Annotated in this window: 19 protein-coding genes; 7 read left to right on the forward strand and 12 right to left on the reverse strand. The window is 51.4% G+C overall.

The features are described from left to right. Positions 1-28: 28 nt before the first annotated feature. The 3 genes from ACTS9Y_RS15415 to ACTS9Y_RS15425 all read right to left on the reverse strand — a co-directional run bounded on the left by ACTS9Y_RS15415 (position 29) and on the right by ACTS9Y_RS15425 (position 3,218). Complete coding sequence (locus tag ACTS9Y_RS15415; RefSeq protein ID WP_442586783.1) at positions 29-1,525, reverse strand: helicase HerA-like domain-containing protein; 1,497 nt, start codon at positions 1,523-1,525, stop codon at positions 29-31. A 105-nt stretch (positions 1,526-1,630) separates the two neighbouring features. Then, a complete protein-coding gene (locus ACTS9Y_RS15420; RefSeq protein ID WP_442586972.1) occupies positions 1,631-2,134 on the reverse strand; it encodes a DUF302 domain-containing protein in 504 nt (167 codons plus the stop codon). A gap of 157 nt (positions 2,135-2,291) precedes the next feature. Then, positions 2,292-3,218 (reverse strand): CysB family HTH-type transcriptional regulator, encoded by a 927-nt coding sequence (locus ACTS9Y_RS15425; RefSeq protein ID WP_442586784.1) that lies wholly within the window; start codon positions 3,216-3,218, stop codon positions 2,292-2,294. A 106-nt stretch (positions 3,219-3,324) separates the two neighbouring features. Here ACTS9Y_RS15425 and ACTS9Y_RS15430 point away from each other — a divergent pair, with 106 nt between their 5' ends. The 7 genes from ACTS9Y_RS15430 (at position 3,325) to fdxA (ending at position 10,019) form a co-directional block, all read left to right on the forward strand. Continuing rightward, on the forward strand, positions 3,325-4,095 hold the full coding sequence (locus ACTS9Y_RS15430) for a sulfite exporter TauE/SafE family protein (protein WP_442586785.1): 771 nt from the start codon (positions 3,325-3,327) through the stop codon (positions 4,093-4,095). A 40-nt stretch (positions 4,096-4,135) separates the two neighbouring features. After that, complete coding sequence (locus ACTS9Y_RS15435) at positions 4,136-5,809, forward strand: nitrite/sulfite reductase (protein WP_442586786.1); 1,674 nt, start codon at positions 4,136-4,138, stop codon at positions 5,807-5,809. Continuing rightward, entirely contained in the window at positions 5,806-6,423 is a 618-nt protein-coding gene (locus tag ACTS9Y_RS15440) for a DUF934 domain-containing protein (protein WP_442586787.1), read from the forward strand. Before ACTS9Y_RS15435 ends, ACTS9Y_RS15440 begins: the two co-directional genes overlap by 4 nt. Then, positions 6,420-7,178: a phosphoadenylyl-sulfate reductase gene (locus ACTS9Y_RS15445; RefSeq protein ID WP_442586788.1), complete on the forward strand. Its 759-nt coding sequence runs from the start codon at positions 6,420-6,422 to the stop codon at positions 7,176-7,178. Before ACTS9Y_RS15440 ends, ACTS9Y_RS15445 begins: the two co-directional genes overlap by 4 nt. 51 nt (positions 7,179-7,229) lie before the next feature. Further along, a complete protein-coding gene (cysD, locus tag ACTS9Y_RS15450; protein WP_442586789.1) occupies positions 7,230-8,159 on the forward strand; it encodes a sulfate adenylyltransferase subunit CysD in 930 nt (309 codons plus the stop codon). Between the two features lie 154 nt (positions 8,160-8,313). Beyond that, positions 8,314-9,588 (forward strand): sulfate adenylyltransferase subunit CysN, encoded by a 1,275-nt coding sequence (gene cysN / locus ACTS9Y_RS15455; protein WP_442586790.1) that lies wholly within the window; start codon positions 8,314-8,316, stop codon positions 9,586-9,588. 107 nt (positions 9,589-9,695) lie between these two features. Continuing rightward, positions 9,696-10,019, forward strand: coding sequence for a ferredoxin FdxA (gene fdxA, locus ACTS9Y_RS15460; protein WP_442586791.1), 324 nt, complete (start codon positions 9,696-9,698; stop codon positions 10,017-10,019). Between the two features lie 65 nt (positions 10,020-10,084). Here fdxA and rnhB read toward each other — a convergent pair whose 3' ends face one another. Genes rnhB through ispC form a run of 9 tightly spaced genes read right to left on the reverse strand, consistent with a single transcriptional unit; the run spans position 10,085 to position 19,706 of the window. Continuing rightward, complete coding sequence (gene rnhB / locus ACTS9Y_RS15465) at positions 10,085-10,663, reverse strand: ribonuclease HII (RefSeq protein WP_442586792.1); 579 nt, start codon at positions 10,661-10,663, stop codon at positions 10,085-10,087. Continuing rightward, complete coding sequence (lpxB, locus tag ACTS9Y_RS15470; protein ID WP_442586793.1) at positions 10,660-11,826, reverse strand: lipid-A-disaccharide synthase; 1,167 nt, start codon at positions 11,824-11,826, stop codon at positions 10,660-10,662. Before lpxB ends, rnhB begins: the two co-directional genes overlap by 4 nt. A 9-nt stretch (positions 11,827-11,835) precedes the next feature. After that, positions 11,836-12,615, reverse strand: a complete 780-nt coding sequence (gene lpxA, locus ACTS9Y_RS15475; RefSeq protein ID WP_379056263.1) for an acyl-ACP--UDP-N-acetylglucosamine O-acyltransferase — start codon at positions 12,613-12,615, stop codon at positions 11,836-11,838. Between the two features lie 45 nt (positions 12,616-12,660). Then, on the reverse strand, positions 12,661-13,125 hold the full coding sequence (gene fabZ / locus ACTS9Y_RS15480; RefSeq protein ID WP_442586794.1) for a 3-hydroxyacyl-ACP dehydratase FabZ: 465 nt from the start codon (positions 13,123-13,125) through the stop codon (positions 12,661-12,663). An 8-nt stretch (positions 13,126-13,133) separates the two neighbouring features. Further along, positions 13,134-14,195, reverse strand: a complete 1,062-nt coding sequence (gene lpxD, locus ACTS9Y_RS15485) for a UDP-3-O-(3-hydroxymyristoyl)glucosamine N-acyltransferase (protein ID WP_442586795.1) — start codon at positions 14,193-14,195, stop codon at positions 13,134-13,136. Positions 14,196-14,241: 46 nt separating this feature from the next. Further along, positions 14,242-14,739, reverse strand: a complete 498-nt coding sequence (locus ACTS9Y_RS15490; RefSeq protein ID WP_442586796.1) for an OmpH family outer membrane protein — start codon at positions 14,737-14,739, stop codon at positions 14,242-14,244. 52 nt (positions 14,740-14,791) lie between these two features. Beyond that, complete coding sequence (bamA, locus tag ACTS9Y_RS15495; RefSeq protein WP_442586797.1) at positions 14,792-17,113, reverse strand: outer membrane protein assembly factor BamA; 2,322 nt, start codon at positions 17,111-17,113, stop codon at positions 14,792-14,794. 11 nt (positions 17,114-17,124) lie between these two features. Next, positions 17,125-18,501, reverse strand: a complete 1,377-nt coding sequence (rseP, locus tag ACTS9Y_RS15500) for an RIP metalloprotease RseP (RefSeq protein ID WP_442586798.1) — start codon at positions 18,499-18,501, stop codon at positions 17,125-17,127. Beyond that, the gene (gene ispC / locus ACTS9Y_RS15505) at positions 18,498-19,706 is read right to left on the reverse strand and encodes a 1-deoxy-D-xylulose-5-phosphate reductoisomerase (RefSeq protein ID WP_442586799.1); all 1,209 of its coding nucleotides are present in this window, start codon (positions 19,704-19,706) and stop codon (positions 18,498-18,500) included. The genes rseP and ispC overlap by 4 nt, the downstream gene beginning before the upstream one ends. Between the last annotated feature and the right edge of the window lie 9 nt (positions 19,707-19,715).

Consider the following 19,715-nt stretch of genomic DNA (forward strand, 5'->3'; position numbering starts at 1 on the left):
TATCCGGTTGATTTGACTGATATGTTGATTAGCGCTTAGACTTGCTGCCCCCGAGAATCGACCCCAGCACGCCACGGATAATGGCACGTCCGAGCTGCGAGCCTATCGCGCGTGCCGCTGATTTAGCGGCCGACTCCAGCACAGAATCCGAACGGCTCGATTTGCCACTGAGGATGCCACCAAGGTCGAATCCGGAGGAAGATTCCTGTTCCGGTGTTTTTTCCTGGGTAGCAGCGGCCGTCGCCTGTTCCGCACGCTGTTTCAATATTTCGTAGGCAGATTCCCTGTCTACTAGCTTGTCATACACACCCGCCACCAGTGATTGCGCCATCACCTGCTTGCGCTCGGCATCGGTCGCCGGGCCAACCCGGCTTTCCGGTGGGCAGATAAAAGTGCGTTCGACAGGTGTAGGCGCGCCCTTTTCATCCAGAAACGAGACCAGCGCTTCGCCTACGCCTAGCTCGGTGATCACGGTTGCTACATTCAATGTGGGATTTGCCCTGAAGGTTTGTGCGGCGACCTGTACCGCTTTCTGGTCACGCGGCGTGAATGCGCGCAAGGCATGCTGCACGCGGTTACCCAGCTGCCCCAGCACCACATCCGGGATATCCAGCGGGTTTTGTGACACAAAATAAATACCTACGCCTTTGGAACGCACCAATCGCACCACCTGCTCGATCTTTTGCATCAACATGGCTGGCGCATCATTAAATAATAAATGCGCCTCATCAAAAAAGAATACCAGTTTTGGTTTTTCCAGATCACCGACTTCAGGTAACTTTTCGAATAATTCGGATAATAGCCACAGCAATAACGTGGCATACACACGTGGCGCATTCAGCAATTTATCCGCCGCCAGGATATTGATATAACCCAAACCTTTGGCATCGGTCTGCATCATGTCTTCCAGGTTGAGCGCTGGCTCTCCGAACAAGGCATCGCCACCTTCGGTTTCCAGTTGCAGCAATGACCGCTGGATCGCACCCACGCTGGCAGTTGAAATATTGCCGTATTGCGTCTGGTAAGTCGCTGCATTTTCGGCACAATGCTGCGCCATGGCACGTAAATCTTTAAGGTCGAGCAACAGCATGCCATTGTCGTCAGCCACCTTGAAGATCGCATTCAGCACACCGCTTTGCACCTCATTCAGGTTGAGCATACGTGAGAGCAGTAACGGCCCCATTTCGCTCAGGGTAGTGCGTACCGGATGGCCCTTTTCGCCAAACATATCCCAGAACATGGTGGGATAGGCTTTATTACTGTAGCCAGTCAGCGCCAGTTGTTGCACGCGTGCTTCGACTTTGGCATTGCCGCCACCGACCTGGCTCATGCCGGACAAATCACCTTTGACATCAGCCATAAACACCGGTACACCGATACGTGAGAACTGTTCGGCCAAGCTTTGTAGTGTCACGGTTTTACCAGTACCGGTGGCACCGGCTATCAGGCCGTGGCGGTTAGCCATCCTTGGCAGCATGACGCTGTCGGTTTCGTTGTTTTTGGCGATGAGCATGGGTTCTATCATGGCTAGGACTCGGATAAATAATGGGTTGGTTTGAGTATAGGTGAAGGGCTGAAAAAGGGGAAGGCAGTCAGCCAAAAAGCATGTGCTTTAAAAGCGTTTTAATACTTAAAAATCGCCGCGTCTGGCTTTTTCCATCAGGCTGATCAGTGCATCTTCCAGTTGCTGGGCAGACGCCTGCGCCCTGGCCGTAGGCTGCTTGATATTCTTTAAGTCGTGCGTAGGCCTGTCCAGCCCTAAATACAAGTGGCGTTTGCCTTTGGTATCCGGCTTTTCATAAATAGCGATGCGGCAAGGCGCAAACACCAGGAACTCGGGGTGATCGAGGATGATTTCGGTGCCCATGCTCAGGTTGCAGAAAGTGCGGACTTCCTTGATGCCTTGCGGATCCTGCCCGCGTAACTTCATATGTTCGCCGATCGGGAAATTGGCCGGGCTGACAAAGTTCATGCCTTCAGAGAGGGATTTCAAGCTATCCACCAGATCCTGGTAGCTGACATTGGCGGCGACCGGCACTTCATAAATCGCATTATCGAGATCGACATCCGGCATACCATGCCCAATCACGCGCACACGGGCGGGATCATTCAGGGGCGCAGCGTTCAAGCACATAGGTAACATTACCCACAGCAAACAACACATACCAGCAAGCCAGTGACGCATAAGAATCCCTTATTCTAAATATCTGGCTTATTACAGCACTAAGCCGGACGCTGATTGGTGACTGTGGTTACACGTTGAATCAAAGTATTGAATCAACAGTATTGAATTAAAGGTCCTGGTGAAACGCCCGTTGCACGGTGCGTTTGTCATATTGCGGCGACAGCATGGTGATAAAGTTCAGCATGTAGTCACGCAAAAAAGCATCGCGTCTGACGCCTAGAAATGTCGTACTGTTGGGGAACAGATGGCTGCAATCCAGGCTTTTGAGCGGCGCGTCACGCGTTTCGTCATAAGCCATATTGGCGATCAGGCCTATGCCCAGGCCGAGGTTGACATAGGTTTTAATCACGTCGGCATCAATCGCGGTAAACACCACATTCGGTTGCAGGCCTGCATCGTGAAACACTTTCGAGACCAGCGTACCGCCGGTGAATGCAAAGTCATAAGTGATGAGCGGGTAATCAGCCAGGTCTTTTAATGTGAGTCTGCTCTTTTCCAGCAAGGGATGTTGCGGCGGGACGACCAGGCAACGGTTCCACTCGTAGCATGACAGGCAGGACAAACGCTCGTCATCACTGATATTCTCGGTGGCAATACCAATATCCGCTTCACCAGAAGCCACATGCTCGGTGACTTGCGCCGGGTTGCCCTGGTGTATCGCCAGTTTGACATTGGGGTATTGCGCCATGAACTGTTTGACCGCAGAGGGCAAACGGTAGCGCGCCTGCGTATGCGTGGTTGCTATGGTCAGCTCGCCGCTGTCTTCCTGGCTATATTCATCGCCAACGCGTTTGATATTCTGCATATCCAGGATCACGCGTGCCGCCAAGTCTACAATCTTGCGGCCAGGTTCTGTCACGCCTATCAGGCGTTTGCCATTACGCTGGAAGATCTGCAGGCCGAGTTCTTCTTCCAGCAACTGGATCTGTTTGCTGACCCCGGGCTGGGAGGTATGCAGGACTTCTGAGGCTGAAGAGATGTTCAGCTGCTGCCGGACCACCTCATGTACATAGCGTAATTGATGGAATTTCATTACCAACTCAATATAACCAAAAGCTATATCATAGAACAACTGGTTATTAAATCAATAATTAAAAATCTGGTACATTTCGCGCACTAAAGTTTAGAAGATACTCCTCATGGAATTCGGATACATACTGGCAGGGTTTGTTGTCGGCTTTTTGGTGGGCCTCACCGGCGTTGGTGGTGGCTCGTTAATGACCCCTATCCTGCTGCTGGTTTACAACATCAAGCCAGCAGTCGCGGTCGGAACAGACCTGTTGTATGCATCCATCACCAAATCCGTCGGTATTTTTGCACATGGCAAACTGGGGAACATTGACTGGCGTATCGTCAAACGCCTGGCGCTAGGCAGCGTACCTGCTTCCCTGGCCACATTATGGGCGTTGCAGAGTATGGACTTGCAATCTGGCAATGCCGTCTCCACCATTAAGTTCTGGCTGGGCATTGCGTTGATTGTCACTTCTGTCGCCGTATTGCTGCGCAACAAGCTGCATTCTTTAGTTTCAAATGGAGAGTGGGTGCCTGAGCGCTATGTTCCCATGGCGACTGTCATGCTCGGAATCATATTGGGTGGACTGGTGACACTCACTTCAGTAGGTGCCGGCGCATTGGGCGTAACCGCGCTCATCATGCTCTACCCTAAAGAAAAGATCACCACTATTGTCGGCAGTGATATCGCGCATGCGGTGCCATTGACGCTGGTGGCAGGTGCAGGTCATGCCTCTCTGGGCACAATTGATTACACCTTGCTGGGTACATTATTGATAGGTTCTATCCCCGGCATCTACCTTGGCAGCCACATGAGTTCTAGGGTTGCCGAGCACTGGGTGCGTATTGTACTGGCTATGATATTGATTTATGTAGGCTTTAAGCTGGTTTTCCATTAAAATACTGCCTCTTCGCATATGGCGAAAAAGTGATTCAAGCATGTACAAATACGACCCTATAGACCAACAAATTGTTAATGAACGTGTCGCGCAATACCGCGACCAGACCCGCCGCTACATTGCTGGCGAGCTGTCTGATGAAGAATATCGCCCGCTACGTTTGCAGAATGGCCTGTATATCCAGCGCCATGCGCCTATGTTGCGTATCGCGATTCCTTACGGCCTGCTTTCCAGCAAACAGCTGCGCAAACTGGCAGATATCACGAAAAAGTATGACCGTGGTTACGGCCATTTCAGCACGCGCCAGAACTTGCAACTAAACTGGCCGAAACTGGAAGATACGCCGGATATCCTGGCTGACCTTGCCACGGTGGAGATGCACGCCATCCAGACTTCTGGCAATTGCATCCGCAATATCACCACCGACCAGTTTGCAGGCATTGCGCCGGATGAGATCATTGATCCGCGCGCGATTGCAGAAATCATGCGCCAATGGAGCACATTCCACCCGGAATTCGCCCTGTTACCTCGTAAATTCAAGATCGCAGTATCTGGTACTACGCAAGACCGTGCCATTGTGCAAGCGCACGATATCGGCCTCGAGTTCTACAAAGACAGCAACGACGAGATGGCGATCAAAGTCTGGGTCGGCGGCGGCCTGGGCCGTACGCCTATCCTTGGCATGGTGATCCGTGAGCACCTGGAATGGCGCCACATCCTGTCCTACTGCGAAGCCGTCATCCGCGTGTATAACGTGCATGGTCGCCGTGATAACGCCTATAAAGCGCGTATCAAAATCCTGGCAAAAGCACTGGGTATTGAAGAATTCAAACGTCAGGTGGAAGAAGAATGGACGCATTTGAAAGATGGCCCACTGACCATCACCCAATCCGAGCTTGATCGTGTAGCTAAACATTTCGAGCCTATGCCCTATGAAACATTGCCCGCGCACGATGCCTCATTCGATGCGGCAGTTGCCTGCAACCCGTCATTTGCGGCCTGGGTGAAACGCAATGTGCAACCGCACCGTGTATCTGGCTATCGCGCCGTCACCTTGTCACTCAAACCGCATGGCAAAGCGCCTGGTGATATCACCAGTGAACAAATGCATGTGGTGGCCGATCTCGCTGACGCTTACAGCTTTGGCGAACTGCGCTCTTCACATGAGCAAAACCTGATCCTGGCGGATGTCAAACTGTCAGACCTGTTTGCCGTTTGGGAAAAAGCACGTGCAGCTGGCCTGGCAACACCGAATATCGGGTTGCTAACCGACATTATCTGCTGCCCTGGTGGTGATTTCTGCAGCCTGGCTAACGCCAAATCCATCCCGATTGCAGAAGCGATTCAACTGCAATTTGATGATCTTGATTACCTGTACGAGATCGGCGATATCGAACTGAATATCTCAGGTTGCATGAACGCCTGCGGCCACCACCACGTTGGTCATATCGGCGTACTCGGTGTAGATAAAGACGGTTCCGAATGGTATCAGGTCACCATTGGTGGTAAACAAGGTAACGATGCCAGCATAGGCAGCGTGATCGGCCCCTCTTTCTCCGCCGACGAAATGCCTGGCGTGGTGCAGAAACTGATAGAAGTGTATATCCGTGAACGTCATGAAGATGAACGCTTTATCGATACTGCGCGTCGTTTAGGCATCGCGCCGTTCAAAGCGCATGTATATGCAGACCAGAAAAAAGGAGCCACGGCATGAGCAATTTGATCCGCTTGAATGCCGACGGCATTGCCGAAATCGTGCAGGACGAATGGACACGCGTGATACCGCCAGCGCCGGGTGAGGAATCCGTACGTAAGCAGGCTGGCAAGGTTGTGCTGTTTAAACTGACAGGCGAAGCCACCTTCACGCCTGAGCAGATTGCTGACACGCAGATACCGGCCACTGGCAAAATACTGCTGCCGCTGACGATTTGGCAGGCACGCAAAGCTGAGTTGCAAGCGCGCTTTGACGCCGGTAACGTTGGCATTGTGCTGGCAACGCATGAAACCGCCGAAGCTTTGCAGGCAGAGTTTCCTGATATCAACACCCTGCCGCTGATCGCCGTGTTTGTTGAGCGCTTTGCTGATGGCCGTATTTTCACATTGGGCAACTGGCTGCGTACTCGCTTTGGTTACAAAAACGAGTTGCGTGCAGTTGGTGATGTCTTGCGTGACCAATTGTTCTTCCATAAACGCTCAGGCTTTAACAGCTTCCTGGTCCGGGCAGACCGTTCGGCGCAAGAAGCCGTGGCCAGCCTCAATGATTTCAGCCAGCCTTATCAGGGTGCAGTTGATGATGTACCGGTGTGGCGGAGAGTAAACCGTACATGAGTGGTGCTGTCAGCATGCTCAAGCCGGCAGCCAAAAACCCGGCCACCAGCCCTGAACTTACTGACGCACTGGTTGCCAGTGTGCAAGCCAAGCGCGCGCAGGCCCTGGCATTACTGCAAGCGGCTGCCACCGAGTTTCCAGCCATCACCTTTGCCAACAGCTATGGCGCTGAAGATATGGTGCTCACCGATCTGATCGCTAAAGAAAACCTGGCTATCGAGATATTTTCGCTGGACACCGGCCGCCTGCCTGCTGAAACCTATACCTTGATGGGTGATGTAGAGCATACGTACGCCATCAAACCAGTGGTGTTTTTCCCCAGACACGAAGCAGTTGAAAGCTATGTGCGCGGCAAAGGCATCAATGCCTTTTATGAGAGCATCGATCTGCGCAAGGCCTGCTGCGGCATGCGCAAAGTCGAGCCCTTACAGCGTGCGCTTACTGGCAAGCAAGCCTGGGTGACCGGCATGCGTGCCGAACAGGCCACCACACGCAGCAACCTGCCTACGCGCGAATACGACGCAGGCAACCAGCTGGAAAAATTCAATCCCCTCAGTGATTGGACAGAAAAAGAGATCTGGGCGTATATCCGTTTACACAACGTACCCTACAACGCCCTGCACGACCAGTTTTACCCCAGCATAGGCTGCGCGCCATGCACCCGGGCAGTGGCCATGGGCGAAGACATTCGTGCCGGCCGCTGGTGGTGGGAAGACCCGACCAACAAAGAATGCGGACTGCATGTTAAAAAGTAACGACAGATGCACACTTACCTGGCATCTGTAGCTGATTGATAGAAGATTGAAATGACTACAAAACAACCTTTGTCTCACCTCGACTGGCTGGAAGCCGAAGCCATTCATATTTTGCGCGAAGTCGCTGGTCAATGCGCCAACCCGGTGTTGCTGTTCTCGGGTGGTAAAGACTCATTATGCATTTTGCGCCTGGCAGAAAAAGCGTTCCGCCCTGGCCGCTTCCCTTTCCCGCTATTGCATATTGATACCGGCCACAACTACCTCGAAGTAGTGAACTTCCGCGACCAGCGCGCGGCTGAGCTGGGTGAGCGCCTGATTGTGCGTTCGGTGGAAGATTCCATGAAACGCGGCACGGTGGTGTTGAAATCAGCAGATGAACCGCGCAACAAACACCAGTCTGTGACCTTGCTCGAAGCCATCGAAGAATTCGGCTTTGATTGCTGCATAGGCGGTGCCCGTCGTGATGAAGAAAAAGCGCGCGCCAAAGAGCGCATCATGAGTTTCCGTGACGAATTCGGCCAGTGGGACCCGAAAAACCAGCGCCCGGAATTGTGGAACCTGTACAACGCCCGCGTGCACAAAGGTGAAAACATCCGTGCTTTTCCGATTTCCAACTGGACTGAAATGGATGTCTGGCAATATATCGAGCGCGAAAAACTGGAGTTACCGAGCATTTACTTCGCGCATCAACGCGATATCGTCATGCGTCATGGTTCGATTTTCCCGGTGAATGTGCCCCTGTCGAATGGCGGCCTGATCAATCAGCCTAAAGCCAGCGAAGAAGTGATCAATATGCAGGTGCGTTTCCGCACGGTGGGTGATATCACTTGTACCGCGCCAGTGATCTCCGATGCTGATGATGTCAGCAAGATCGTACTGGAAACTGCGACGACGACCATTACCGAGCGCGGCGCGACCCGTCTGGATGATCAGACTTCCGAGGCTTCGATGGAGCAGCGTAAAAAAGAAGGTTATTTCTAAAAATGCAGGCAAATCCATGGATAGCATCCATAGCGGCATTGCGCGGTGCTCAAAATCCTCATGTACAAAATGTACATTCCGGTTTTTGCGCTCCGGGCGCCTTGCTCTGCAAGCTACCCAAGAATTTCTAAAGCATTTTAATTAAGTGAACACTATGACAACACAACACAATGATTCTTTGCTGCGCTTTATGACTTGCGGCAGCGTGGATGATGGCAAAAGCACTTTAATCGGCCGCTTGCTGTACGACACCAAAACCATTCTGGCCGATACGCTGAGCAATATTGAGCGCACCTCCAGCAAACGCGGCATGGAAGCCGTAGACCTGTCATTGCTGACCGATGGCTTGCAGGCTGAGCGCGAACAAGGCATTACTATTGACGTGGCTTATCGTTACTTCAGCACCGGCACGCGTAAATACATCATCGCCGATGCGCCTGGTCACGAGCAATATACCCGCAACATGGTGACTGCCGCTTCAACGGCCAATCTGGCGATCATCCTGATCGATGCGCGCAGAGGCGTGCTGACACAGACCCGCCGTCATAGCTACCTGGCGCATCTGGTCGGAATTCCGCACATCGTGGTTGCCGTGAACAAAATGGATCTGGTGAATTATGACCAGGCCATTTATGAAAAAATCAAAGCAGATTACATTGCCTTTGCCAGCGAAATCGGCCTGGCGCAAGCGCGCGACATCAAGTTTCTGCCTATGTCTGCCTTGAATGGCGATATGCTGGTAGACCGCCTGGATAATATGAACTGGTATCAGGGTGAAACCTTGCTGGAAACTCTGGAAGCCGTGCCTGCTGCGCATAGCGAACAGGCAGAAGCTTTCCGTTTCCCGGTGCAGTTCGTCTGCCGTCCGCATGACTCAGCCAACCCTGAACTGCATGATTTCAGGGGCTTTATGGGCCGTGTAGAGTCTGGCGATATCGCCGTGGGTGATGCCGTGACCGTGTTGCCGAATGGCTACCAGTCTAAAGTCAAAGCCATCCAGCTGGGCAATCAGCAATTACAAAGCGCACAAACAGAACAAAGCGTCACCCTGCTGCTAGAAGACGAGATTGATACTTCACGCGGCGATATGATCGTAAAAACGGCTGAAGTGATAGAGCCGGTGAAACAGATAGAAGCACACGTATGCTGGCTGTCAGAAACACCACTTTCTACGGCGCGCACTTACATCGTACGCCATACCAGCCGCGAATCAAAAGCCAAGATCGGTAGCATTCAATATAAAGTGGATGTGAATACCCTCGAGCAACAGGCCACTGCAGACCTGAAAATGAATGATATCGCCCGTGTCAGCTTTAAACTGGCACAGCCGTTGATGGTGGATAGCTACGATAAAAATCGTGCGACCGGCGCCTTTATCGTCATTGACGAAAGCAGTAACAATACCGTTGGCGCTGGCATGATTGTTTGATCAAACACAAAGCGCCACATCGTCAATTAGACTAATTTGCAATAAAATAGCGTTTTGGCTGACCCTAATATTTTGGCTGGAAACCAAGCCACAAAGGATTTGAAAATATGACATATGTAGTAACCGAAAATTGTATTCAGTGCAAATATACCGACTGCGTAGATGTCTGCCCGGTCGACTGCTTTGTTGAGGGTCCAAACTTTCTCGCCATCAACCCGGATGAATGCATTGATTGCACCCTGTGTGTCGCAGAATGCCCGGCTGAAGCCATTTTCTCAGAAGATGATGTCCCGGCTGACCAGCAGCACTTTATCGAGCTGAATGCGCGTCTTTCGCAAGTATGGCCTGCGATCACGGCCAGAAAAGACCCATTGCCTGAAGCTGAGGATATGAACGGCAAACCCGGCAAAACAGAATTACTGATTGAATAAGCATTCAGGTCATGCAATATCAAAAAACCGCTCGATTGAGCGGTTTTTTTATTCGATGTCTTTCATCAAGCCAACAATCTTTTGACAGGCCCGTAACTGAGTCTATGCTCAGTCGTCACCCCGTGCTCGGCAAGACGCGCAAGATGCAAGGCGGTCGGGTAACCTTTGTGCTGCGCAAAGCCATACTGTGGATACAGCGCATCCAGTACCAGCAACGAGGCATCTCTGGCAGTTTTGGCGAGAATAGACGCTGCTGAAATCTCGGCGATCTTGCTATCGCCTTTGATGATCGCCTCACAGGGCAGATCAAACTTCGGGCTACGATTGCCATCGACCTGGATCAGGGTGGCATGTATCCCGAAATCCGTGACCATGGCCAGATAAGCACGCTGCATCGCCAGCATGCTGGCTTGCAGGATATTGATCTCATCAATCTCCTGCGCGCTGACGCTGGCGATTCCCCAGGCCAGTGCATGCGCCTTGATTTCAATCGCCAGGGCATCGCGCCTGGGTTCAGAAAGCTTTTTGGAATCCGCCAGCCCTGCGATAGGTTGTTCAGGGTCAAGAATTACAGCCGCCGCATACACTGCACCTGCTAATGGTCCCCTGCCCGCTTCATCAATGCCGCATAGCTTGATCGTCATGCGGCAGGCAGGAACTGTTTGATGACGGCAGCGGCTTTTTGCGCGCTGTTCTGTTTGAGCTGGGTGTGGATAGTACGGTATTTCTCGCGCAACTCGGCTAAACCGGTTTTATCGGCCAGCAAGTTATACAAGGTCTGGGCGATCTGCTCGGGGTTAGCGTCTTTTTGCAATAACTCCGGCACAATAAACTCGCCAGCCAGCACATTGGGCAAGCCCACATACGGTTGCAGCCGCATGCGTTTCAGCAACTGCCAGCTCATATTCGACATCTTATACGTGATGACCATGGGCTTTTTGAGCAATGCAGCCTCCAGCGTAGCGGTGCCTGAAGCAACGACAATAGCATCGGCGGCGATCATGGCTTCGTGCGCATGACCAAACATGATCTGCATATCAATCTGCACGTCTGGCTTTTGTGTCAGCAACTGGTGCCAGGCATTCTGGAAGATATCACGCGTTTCACGCGTCACCAGTGGTACCAGGAACTGTACGCTTTTACCATTCTCACGCATCAGGCGTTCAAAAGAAATCGCGCTTTCCAGCATCAGTTCAGCATGGAAAATCACTTCTGACTGCCGGCTGCCTGGCAGCAGCGCAATCACCACACTATTCTTCTTCAATTTAAGTTTTTCACGCATCTGCGGCACGTCCGGCTCCATAGGCAATGCATCTGCCAATGGATGACCAATATAGGTCACAGGCACGCCTACCTGCTGGTACAGTGCAGGTTCAAACGGGAACAACGCCAGGATATGCGACACCGCACGCTTGATACTATGAATGCGGTTTTTACGCCAGGCCCAGATGGACGGGCTGACATAATGGATGGTGGCGATGCCTTTGGCTTTGAGTTTTTTCTCTAGCCAGAAATTGAAATCAGGCGCATCAATGCCAATGAATACATCAGGTTTTTGTTTGAGTATCTGCTTGAGTAATTCTTTGCGTAACTTAAGCAGTCCCCACAGATGCCTGAGTACTTCAAGATAACCGCGCACGGAAAGACGTTCTATCGGGTAAAGCGACTTTGCCCCAAGACTCATCATTTTGGGCCCTGCGATACCGAATATCTCGATATCGGGATGTAGCGACTTTAACTCCTGGATCAGGTGATAACCCAGCAAGTCACCGGAGGCTTCGCCCGCCACCATTGCAATCTTCGCCATAGTTTTGGATTAACGCACAATGCCGCGCGTGGTTTGCGCGAGAAAACGGGTCATCAGGCCAATCTCAGGGCAAGACTGTTCCATCGCTGCCAAGGCCACTTTGGCTTCTTCAAATGAGAGACCCTGACGATACAACACTTTATAGGCGCGCTTGATCTGCTGGATGGCTTCTGCACTGTAACCACGGCGTTTCAGGCCTTCGGCATTGATGCCATGCGGTTGAGCATCGTAACCCGCAGCCGTCACATAAGGCGGGATATCCTTGAATACCACAGAGCCAACTGCCGTAATGATGTGCTCACCGATCTGGCAGAACTGGTGTACGAGGGTAAAGCCACCGAGAATGGCGTAATCGTAGATCGTCACGTGGCCAGCCAGGGACGAATTATTGGCCATGATGGTGTGGTTGCCGACGATACAATCATGCGCGATGTGCACATAAGCCATGATCCAGTTATGGTCGCCGATTTTGGTCGTGCCTTTATCCTGGATGGTGCCGCGGTTAAATGTACAAAACTCGCGGATGGTATTGTGGTCGCCGATTTCCAGCAGAGTCGGTTCGTCTTTGAATTTCTTGTCCTGCGGTTTTGCACCCAGCGACGAAAATTGAAAAATCTCGTTGTGTTTACCGATGGTGGTCGGGCCTTCGATCACCACATGTGAGCCGACTTTAGTGCCGGCATCAATACGCACACCGGCGCCAATAGTCGTGAAGGGACCCACTTCGACCGAACTATCCAGTTCAGCTTTGGGGTCAATGATGGCAGTAGGATGGATCAGGCTTTGCATCTTTATGTGTGTGCTGCATACCGCCAGCAAAATGGAGATAAGAGGTTATTTTTCAATCGCTTTGAGAATACACATCATGTTGGCTTCAGCCACCACTTCGTCAGCCACTTTGGCGACTGCATTGTATTTCCAGATGCCTTTGAGGATACGGTCTATCCTCACGTTCAGGATGATCTGGTCTCCGGGAGACACTGGTTTCTTGAAACGGACATTATCGATCCCGGCAAAATAATACACAGAGTCATTGGTCGGCTTGATATTCATGGTTTTGAACGACAGGATAGCTGCCGCCTGGGCCATGGCTTCAACAATCAATACACCTGGCATGACCGGATGATATGGGAAATGGCCTGGAAAGTATGGCTCATTCACTGAGACATTTTTCACCGCCACGATTTCTTTACCCAACTCCATCGACAGTACACGATCCACTAATACAAACGGGTAACGATGCGGCAGGTGTTCTAAAATCTCATGAATATCCATGCTATTCATTGCATTCTCAGCCATAAATTCTCTCAATCTTCTGTATGTTTTTTTATACTGCTTATTGCTTGCTCAAGCTGCTTGAGCTTGAGGTTGTTTTGTTCCAAATGCCGGATATTTGCAGCCGTCCTTAGCCAGTCTTCATGTTTCTGGAAAGGCATGAGTGCAGTATAGGTACCCGGTTGCTGTATGGACCGCATGATCATGGAACCAGGCGATATCGTCACGCCATCCACGATGTGCAGGTGACCCAGTATCATCGCAGCGCCGCCAATCTTGCAATGCTGCCCAATCACAGCGCTGCCAGCAATGCCCGTACAGCCTGCAATCACTGTATGCGCGCCAATGCGGACATTATGGGCGACCTGTATCAAATTGTCCAACTTCACACCATCTTCAATGACAGTATCGTCCAAAGCGCCACGGTCTATGGTGGTATTGGCACCGATATCAACATGGTTGCCTATAACCACCCGCCCTATTTGCGGTATTTTAACCCATTGGCCTTGTTCTTCAGCATAGCCAAAACCATCATTTCCGATCACTGCCCCGGAAAAAAAGTGGCAATCATGGCCAATGACGGTGCCATGCTTAATCACTACTCGTGGTTCTAATATGGTATGGGCACCAATGGTGACATCATCCTCGATCACGCAGCCTGCACCAATGCGCACGCCTTTACCCAAGGTCACACGGTCGCCGATGCTGACCATGGCATCTATGGTGAGATCAGTTGGCAGCTTGGTTTCATAGCCGATCACAGCGCTGGCATGCACATGCTGCGTATATTGCTTGGGCGGATTCAACAGCGCAGACAGCTTGGCAAAATAAGCGTAAGGATTATCAGTCAGTATGCATGGCAATGTTGTCAGATGCTGGTGCTCAGGGCGCAGGATAACCGCCGTGGCGAGTGTATTTTGCAGCGACTGAGTGTATTTGGTGTCATTGAAAAAACTGATGGCGCCAGCTTGCGCATGTGCCAGCGAGGACATGCGTGAGATTGTTATTTCCCGGGGAGTCGCGGCAGAAAGCCCGACATTGACTTCGCCACCCAATGACGCCGCAATGTCTTGCAATGAAAAAAGTTGCGCCATGGACTGATTTGACCTTAAAAATGCTTTCTTGCTTTATATCGCAAGCTTATTTCTTGCCCAGCAGCTTGAGTACTTTATCTGTGATATCGATACGTTTGCTGGCGTATGCAATGCCGCTATAAGCGACCAGGTCGTAACCTTCGCTTTCGGCCACGGTTTGCACGGCTTTATTGATACGCTCCTGCAGCACTGCCAGTTCTTCATTCTTGCGCAGGTTGATATCTTCGCGTAATTCACGTTGCTTGCTCTGGAACTCCAGGCGCATATTGTTCAGCTGGCGCTCCTTGACACGGCGCTCTGACTCATTGACGTTGGTACGTTCATGATCCAGCTGCGCTTCGATGTCACGAATCTGCTTTTGCAGCTTTTCCAGATCCAGCGAGCGCGGGCTGAACTCTTTCTCCAGCTTCTTGCCTGTTTCTACCGTTTGAGGCGCTTCTTGCAGCAGCTTGTCCACCTGCACATAGCCCACTTTGAAGTCAGCGGACCAGACGTGGCCGCTCCATAGCAGCAGGCTTAGCCACAACACCAAAATATTTCTCATGCAGCCATTCCTTTCCGCCCGGGCATTATTGCTGATTCAAGCCAGTCCGTCATTAAAACTGCTGTCCAAACTGGAACTGTAATGTTTGCGTATCGTCGTTCTCTTTTTCTTTGAGCGGCTTGGCCAGTACCAGCTTCAGCGGACCAAATGGGGAAACCCAGGTCACACCGACACCGGTTGAGAATCTCAGATATTCAGAACTGATGGGATCGTTCTCACCGAAAACACCACCGCCATCAACAAATGCGCTTAACCTGAATTGATTAGACTGCGACACAAAAGGCACTGGCATGAATAATTCGATATTACCCACCATACGCTTTGTACCACCAATCGCAAAATCAGAGCCCGAAATCGGGTTAACATCACGCGGACCTAATGAAGAGTTCAGGAAACCACGCACACTGTTTACACCACCGGCGTAGAAGTTCTTGAAGAACGGATAGTTTTTACCACCATAGCTCTTGGCATAACCCGCTTCACCATTCAGCATCAAGGTAAAGTCTTTGCCCAGGTCTTTAAACCAGCTGTGCTGGTAACTCATTTTGTAATACTGCAAATCAAGGCCTGGTAATGCCACATCACCAGATAAACGTTGCAACACACCGCGACGTGGGAAAAGGATGTTATCTCTGGAGTCGAACGTCCAGCCCGCGTTCAACACAATAGAGTTACTGCTACAACCGCTGCTGTTTTCGCAGAATCTCAAGTACTGAATCGGGCTGTCAGCGGAAAGATCAACACTGGTCATATCCAGCGTCACACCGGCACTGAGGAAATCCATTTCAGACATAGGCATGCCAAAACGCATACCCACACCATATGACTGGCTATTGTAAGTACCGACGTTCAGCGTTGAGGAGTTCCTTCTGCTGGTATCCACATCACGGCGGTACACATCAAAACCACGGCTGATGCCATCCGGCGTGTAATAGGGGTCAGTGTAAGACAATGAATACACGGTGTTGTAACTGCTGGTGTTGACTTGCAAGGCCACGCGGTTACCCGTACCCAGGAAGTTAGGCTGGTTAACGTTAAAGCCCAATACCACACCATCACTACTGGATAAACCAGCACCAAACTGTACGCTACCAGTAGCTTTTTCAGCCACCGTCACCGTCATATCCACCTGATCGTTAATGCCTGGGACGGATGGCGTTTCCAGTTCAACACTGTCAAAGAAGTTCAGGCGCTGGATACGCTCTTTGGAACGTTTGATCTTATCACCGGCATACCAGGCAGATTCCAGTTGACGCATCTCGCGGCGCACCACTGCGTCACGCGTCCTGGTATTGCCTTGTACATTGATGCGGCGCACATAGACTTTTTTACCGGGATCGACAAAGAAGGTAAAGGCAACCGTATGCTCAAGCTTGTTGATCTCAGGCACCGCGTTTACGTTGGCAAACGCATAGCCTTCTTCGCCCAGCTTGTCATTGATGTTTTTGCTGGCATCCGTCACTTTTTGACGGTTAAACACATCGCCATCCTGAATATTGATCAGCTTCCTTAAGTCTTCCTCAGGCAACAACATCTCACCAGCCAGTTTGGTTTTGCTGATGTTGTATTTTTCGCCTTCAGTGATATTGACGTTGATGTAGACATCACGTTTGTCTGGAGAAATCGACACCTGCGTTGAGTCGATAGAGAACTCCAGGTAACCCTGGTTCATATAAAACGAACGCAGTGCTTCTAAGTCAGCCGTCAGTTTTTGTTTGGAATACTGATCATCTTTGTTCCACCAGCTCATCCAGTTTGGCGTGGTCAGCAAAAAGTTAGCACGTAAATCTTCAGTGGTGAACAAGTGGTTACCGACGATGTTGATATCGCGGATTTTGGCAGCCGGGCCTTCTGTGATCTCAAACCGGATAGAAACACGGTTGCGTTCCAGCGGGCTGGAAACCGCTTTCACTTCGGCGCTGTATTTACCTTGCGACAGATATTGGCGTTTGATTTCCTGTTCGGCGCGGTCTAGCTGTGCTTTATCAAAAATCTGGCCTTCGGCAATGCCGATCTGTTTCAGGCCTTCTTTCATCTTGTCAGTCGGGAAAGATTTGTTACCGCTGAAATCGATCTGTGAAATGGAAGGACGTTCCTGCACGGTAACCACCAGTACATCACCGTCATTTTCAATACGTACATCCTTGAAAAAACCAGTGGAATACAGGGATTTAATCGCCTGTGCGGCCTTTTCGTCGCTCATGACATCGCCTACCTGCATAGGCAGGTAATTAAACACCGTACCGGCTTCGGTACGTTGCAAGCCTTCTACGCGGATGTCAGAGATGACGAACGGCTCTGTCGCGTAGGCTTTCAGATGGATAATTGCTGTTAACAGGCACAACAATAACTTGGAACTAGACTTTATTCTCATTAACTATGCTCTCAACCTACCAGGTAACGATTAATGTCATTAAAAAACGCAATGAACATCAATGCACCCAGTAACCCCAAACCAAGGCGCTGGCCAATCTCCAGCACCCTGTCAGGCAAAGGTTCTCCTCGAATCAATTCCGCCATATGATACAACAAATGCCCGCCATCCAATACTGGTATTGGTAGCAGATTCATGACTGCGATGCTGATACTCAGCAGCGCGATAAACCCGATATACGGTTTCAGGCCCAAACCGGCGGTTTCACCAGCCGCATCCGCAATACTGACAGGGCCGCTGATCGATTTCAGTGATGCCTGTCCAGTCAGCATTTTACCTATCATTTTCAATGTGAAAACAATCGTTTCCTGCACTCTGTACACTGCACGCACCGCTGCTTCTGTCAGCGTGTAATGGCGTTCTACGCGATACGGTTTGAGGTCAACAGCGTCCATATTGACGCCAGCACCCAGGCGGCCTATCTTTTGCCCGGCTTCTATCACCGTTTCAGGCAGCAATTTAACCTGCAAGGTTTCGCTACCACGTTGATACTCCACTTTTAATGGCTGTGACGGATTGGCTCTGACCCATTTCACAAACTGTTGCCAGTCTTCAACCGGCTTGTTATTCACTCTGACGATATGGTCACCAACCTGCAACCCACTTTTCTCTGCGACAGAACCTGGCAGGATCTCCCCTACCACTGCAGGAATCACAGGCATCAGCATGGAAATACCCACTTTTTGCAAGACATCGCCTTCAGGCTCGCCAGGCAATTTGGACATGGCCAGCACATGCGTATGGGACTCGCCCTGCACTGTGCGCGTCACCACCTTTAATGAGCGATGTGCCACCCAGGCCTCAAGCAATTGCCATTGCGCATCTTGCCAGGTGCCTATCGGCTTGCCATCCAGGGAAACCAGCAGATCGCCAGAGCGTAGCTTGGCCTGTGCCGCCAGTGAACCGGATTCTACCGGCCCAATGTAAGGTTTCAGGCCCACCTCGCCCTGCGCGATCAGGCCCCAGTAACACACAAATGCCAGCAACAGATTCGCCAATGGCCCGGCAAAGACGATCCACATTTTAGCGGCGACTTTTTGCCGGTCAAAAGCACGCGACCAGTCGGTTGCCAACACTTTGTGTTCCGCCGACTGCAATGACTCGGTGTCGCGACTATCAAGCATTTTGACATAGCCACCGAGCGGGATCCAGGATAATACCCATTGAGTAGACTGTGGCGTGTGCTGATATTGGAAAATCGGTTTGCCAAAACCGATTGAGAACTTAAGCACCCTGACGCCACAGCTACGCGCAGCCAGGTAATGGCCAAACTCGTGGATGGTGACCAGTACCCCGATAGCGACGATAAATGCCAATACCGACATCATAGCGCGACCGCTTTACAGGCAGGTGCAATGGTGGTTTGGGTCATGGCTTTCTGTACAAAGGCGCGGGCCTGAGCGTCGATTTCCAGCAATTGATCGATAGAAGTCACTTTTTCTACAGGCAGCTTTTGCAGCGTGTCATCCAGCAGGCGCGGAATGTCCAGATAATGAATGTCATCGCGCAGAAAAGCAGCCACAACTACTTCGTTGGCTGCATTGAGCACAGCAGGTGCAGTCCCGCCAGCGGCAAGGGCCTCATAGGCCAGCTGCAAACAAGGAAAACGATCGGTATCCGGCGCTTCAAATTCCAGTTTGGCGATTTCCACCAGACTCAACGGTTTCACACCGGAGGCAATGCGCTCAGGGTAACCAAGGCCATAAGCAATCGGCGTGCGCATATCCGGGTTGCCTAATTGCGCCAGGATACTGCCATCGACATACGACACCATGGAGTGAATCACGCTTTGCGGATGCACCACCACTTCAATCTGTTGCGGGCGGGCATTGAATAGCCAGTGGGCCTCTATCACTTCCAGACCTTTATTCATCAGGGTAGAAGAATCAACAGTGATTTTTGCGCCCATCACCCAGTTGGGATGTTGCAACGCCAATGCGGGCGTCACTTCAGCCAGTTGCGCCTTGGTGTAACAGCGGAACGGCCCGCCTGAAGCAGTGAGGATGATCTGGTTGACACCGACATCCGCCAAATCAGTGTACGGTTGGCCTGGCATGGCCTGGAAGATGGCGTTATGTTCGCTATCTATCGGCAGCAAAGTCGCCTGCCCTTGTTTGACGGCATCCATAAACAACTGGCCAGCCATGACCAGTGTTTCTTTATTGGCAAGCAATATTTTTTTGCCAGCCCTGGCGGCGGCTAAGGCAGGCAGCAGACCGGCAGCTCCCACGATGGCGGCCATCACCGCGTGGACAGCGTCATGCGCAGAGACTTCGATCAGCCCTTCCACGCCGGAAAGCACTGTGATTTGAAAACCCTCTGCTTGTAGTCGCTGACGTAAACGCTGCGCAGCCTCTGCATCCTGCATCACGGCATATTGTGGCTGGTAACGCACACACTGCTGCAACATGGCGTCCACATTCTGGTGGGCAGTCAGGGCGAACACGGCGTACCTGTCGGCATGCTGTGAAATCACATCCAGCGTCTGCTGACCGATGGTGCCGGTACTACCCAGTATGGTGACGTATTGCAAAGTGGCCTT

This window comes from Methylophilus sp. (assembly GCF_052173275.1).
Classification (GTDB): Bacteria; Pseudomonadota; Gammaproteobacteria; order Burkholderiales; family Methylophilaceae; genus Methylophilus.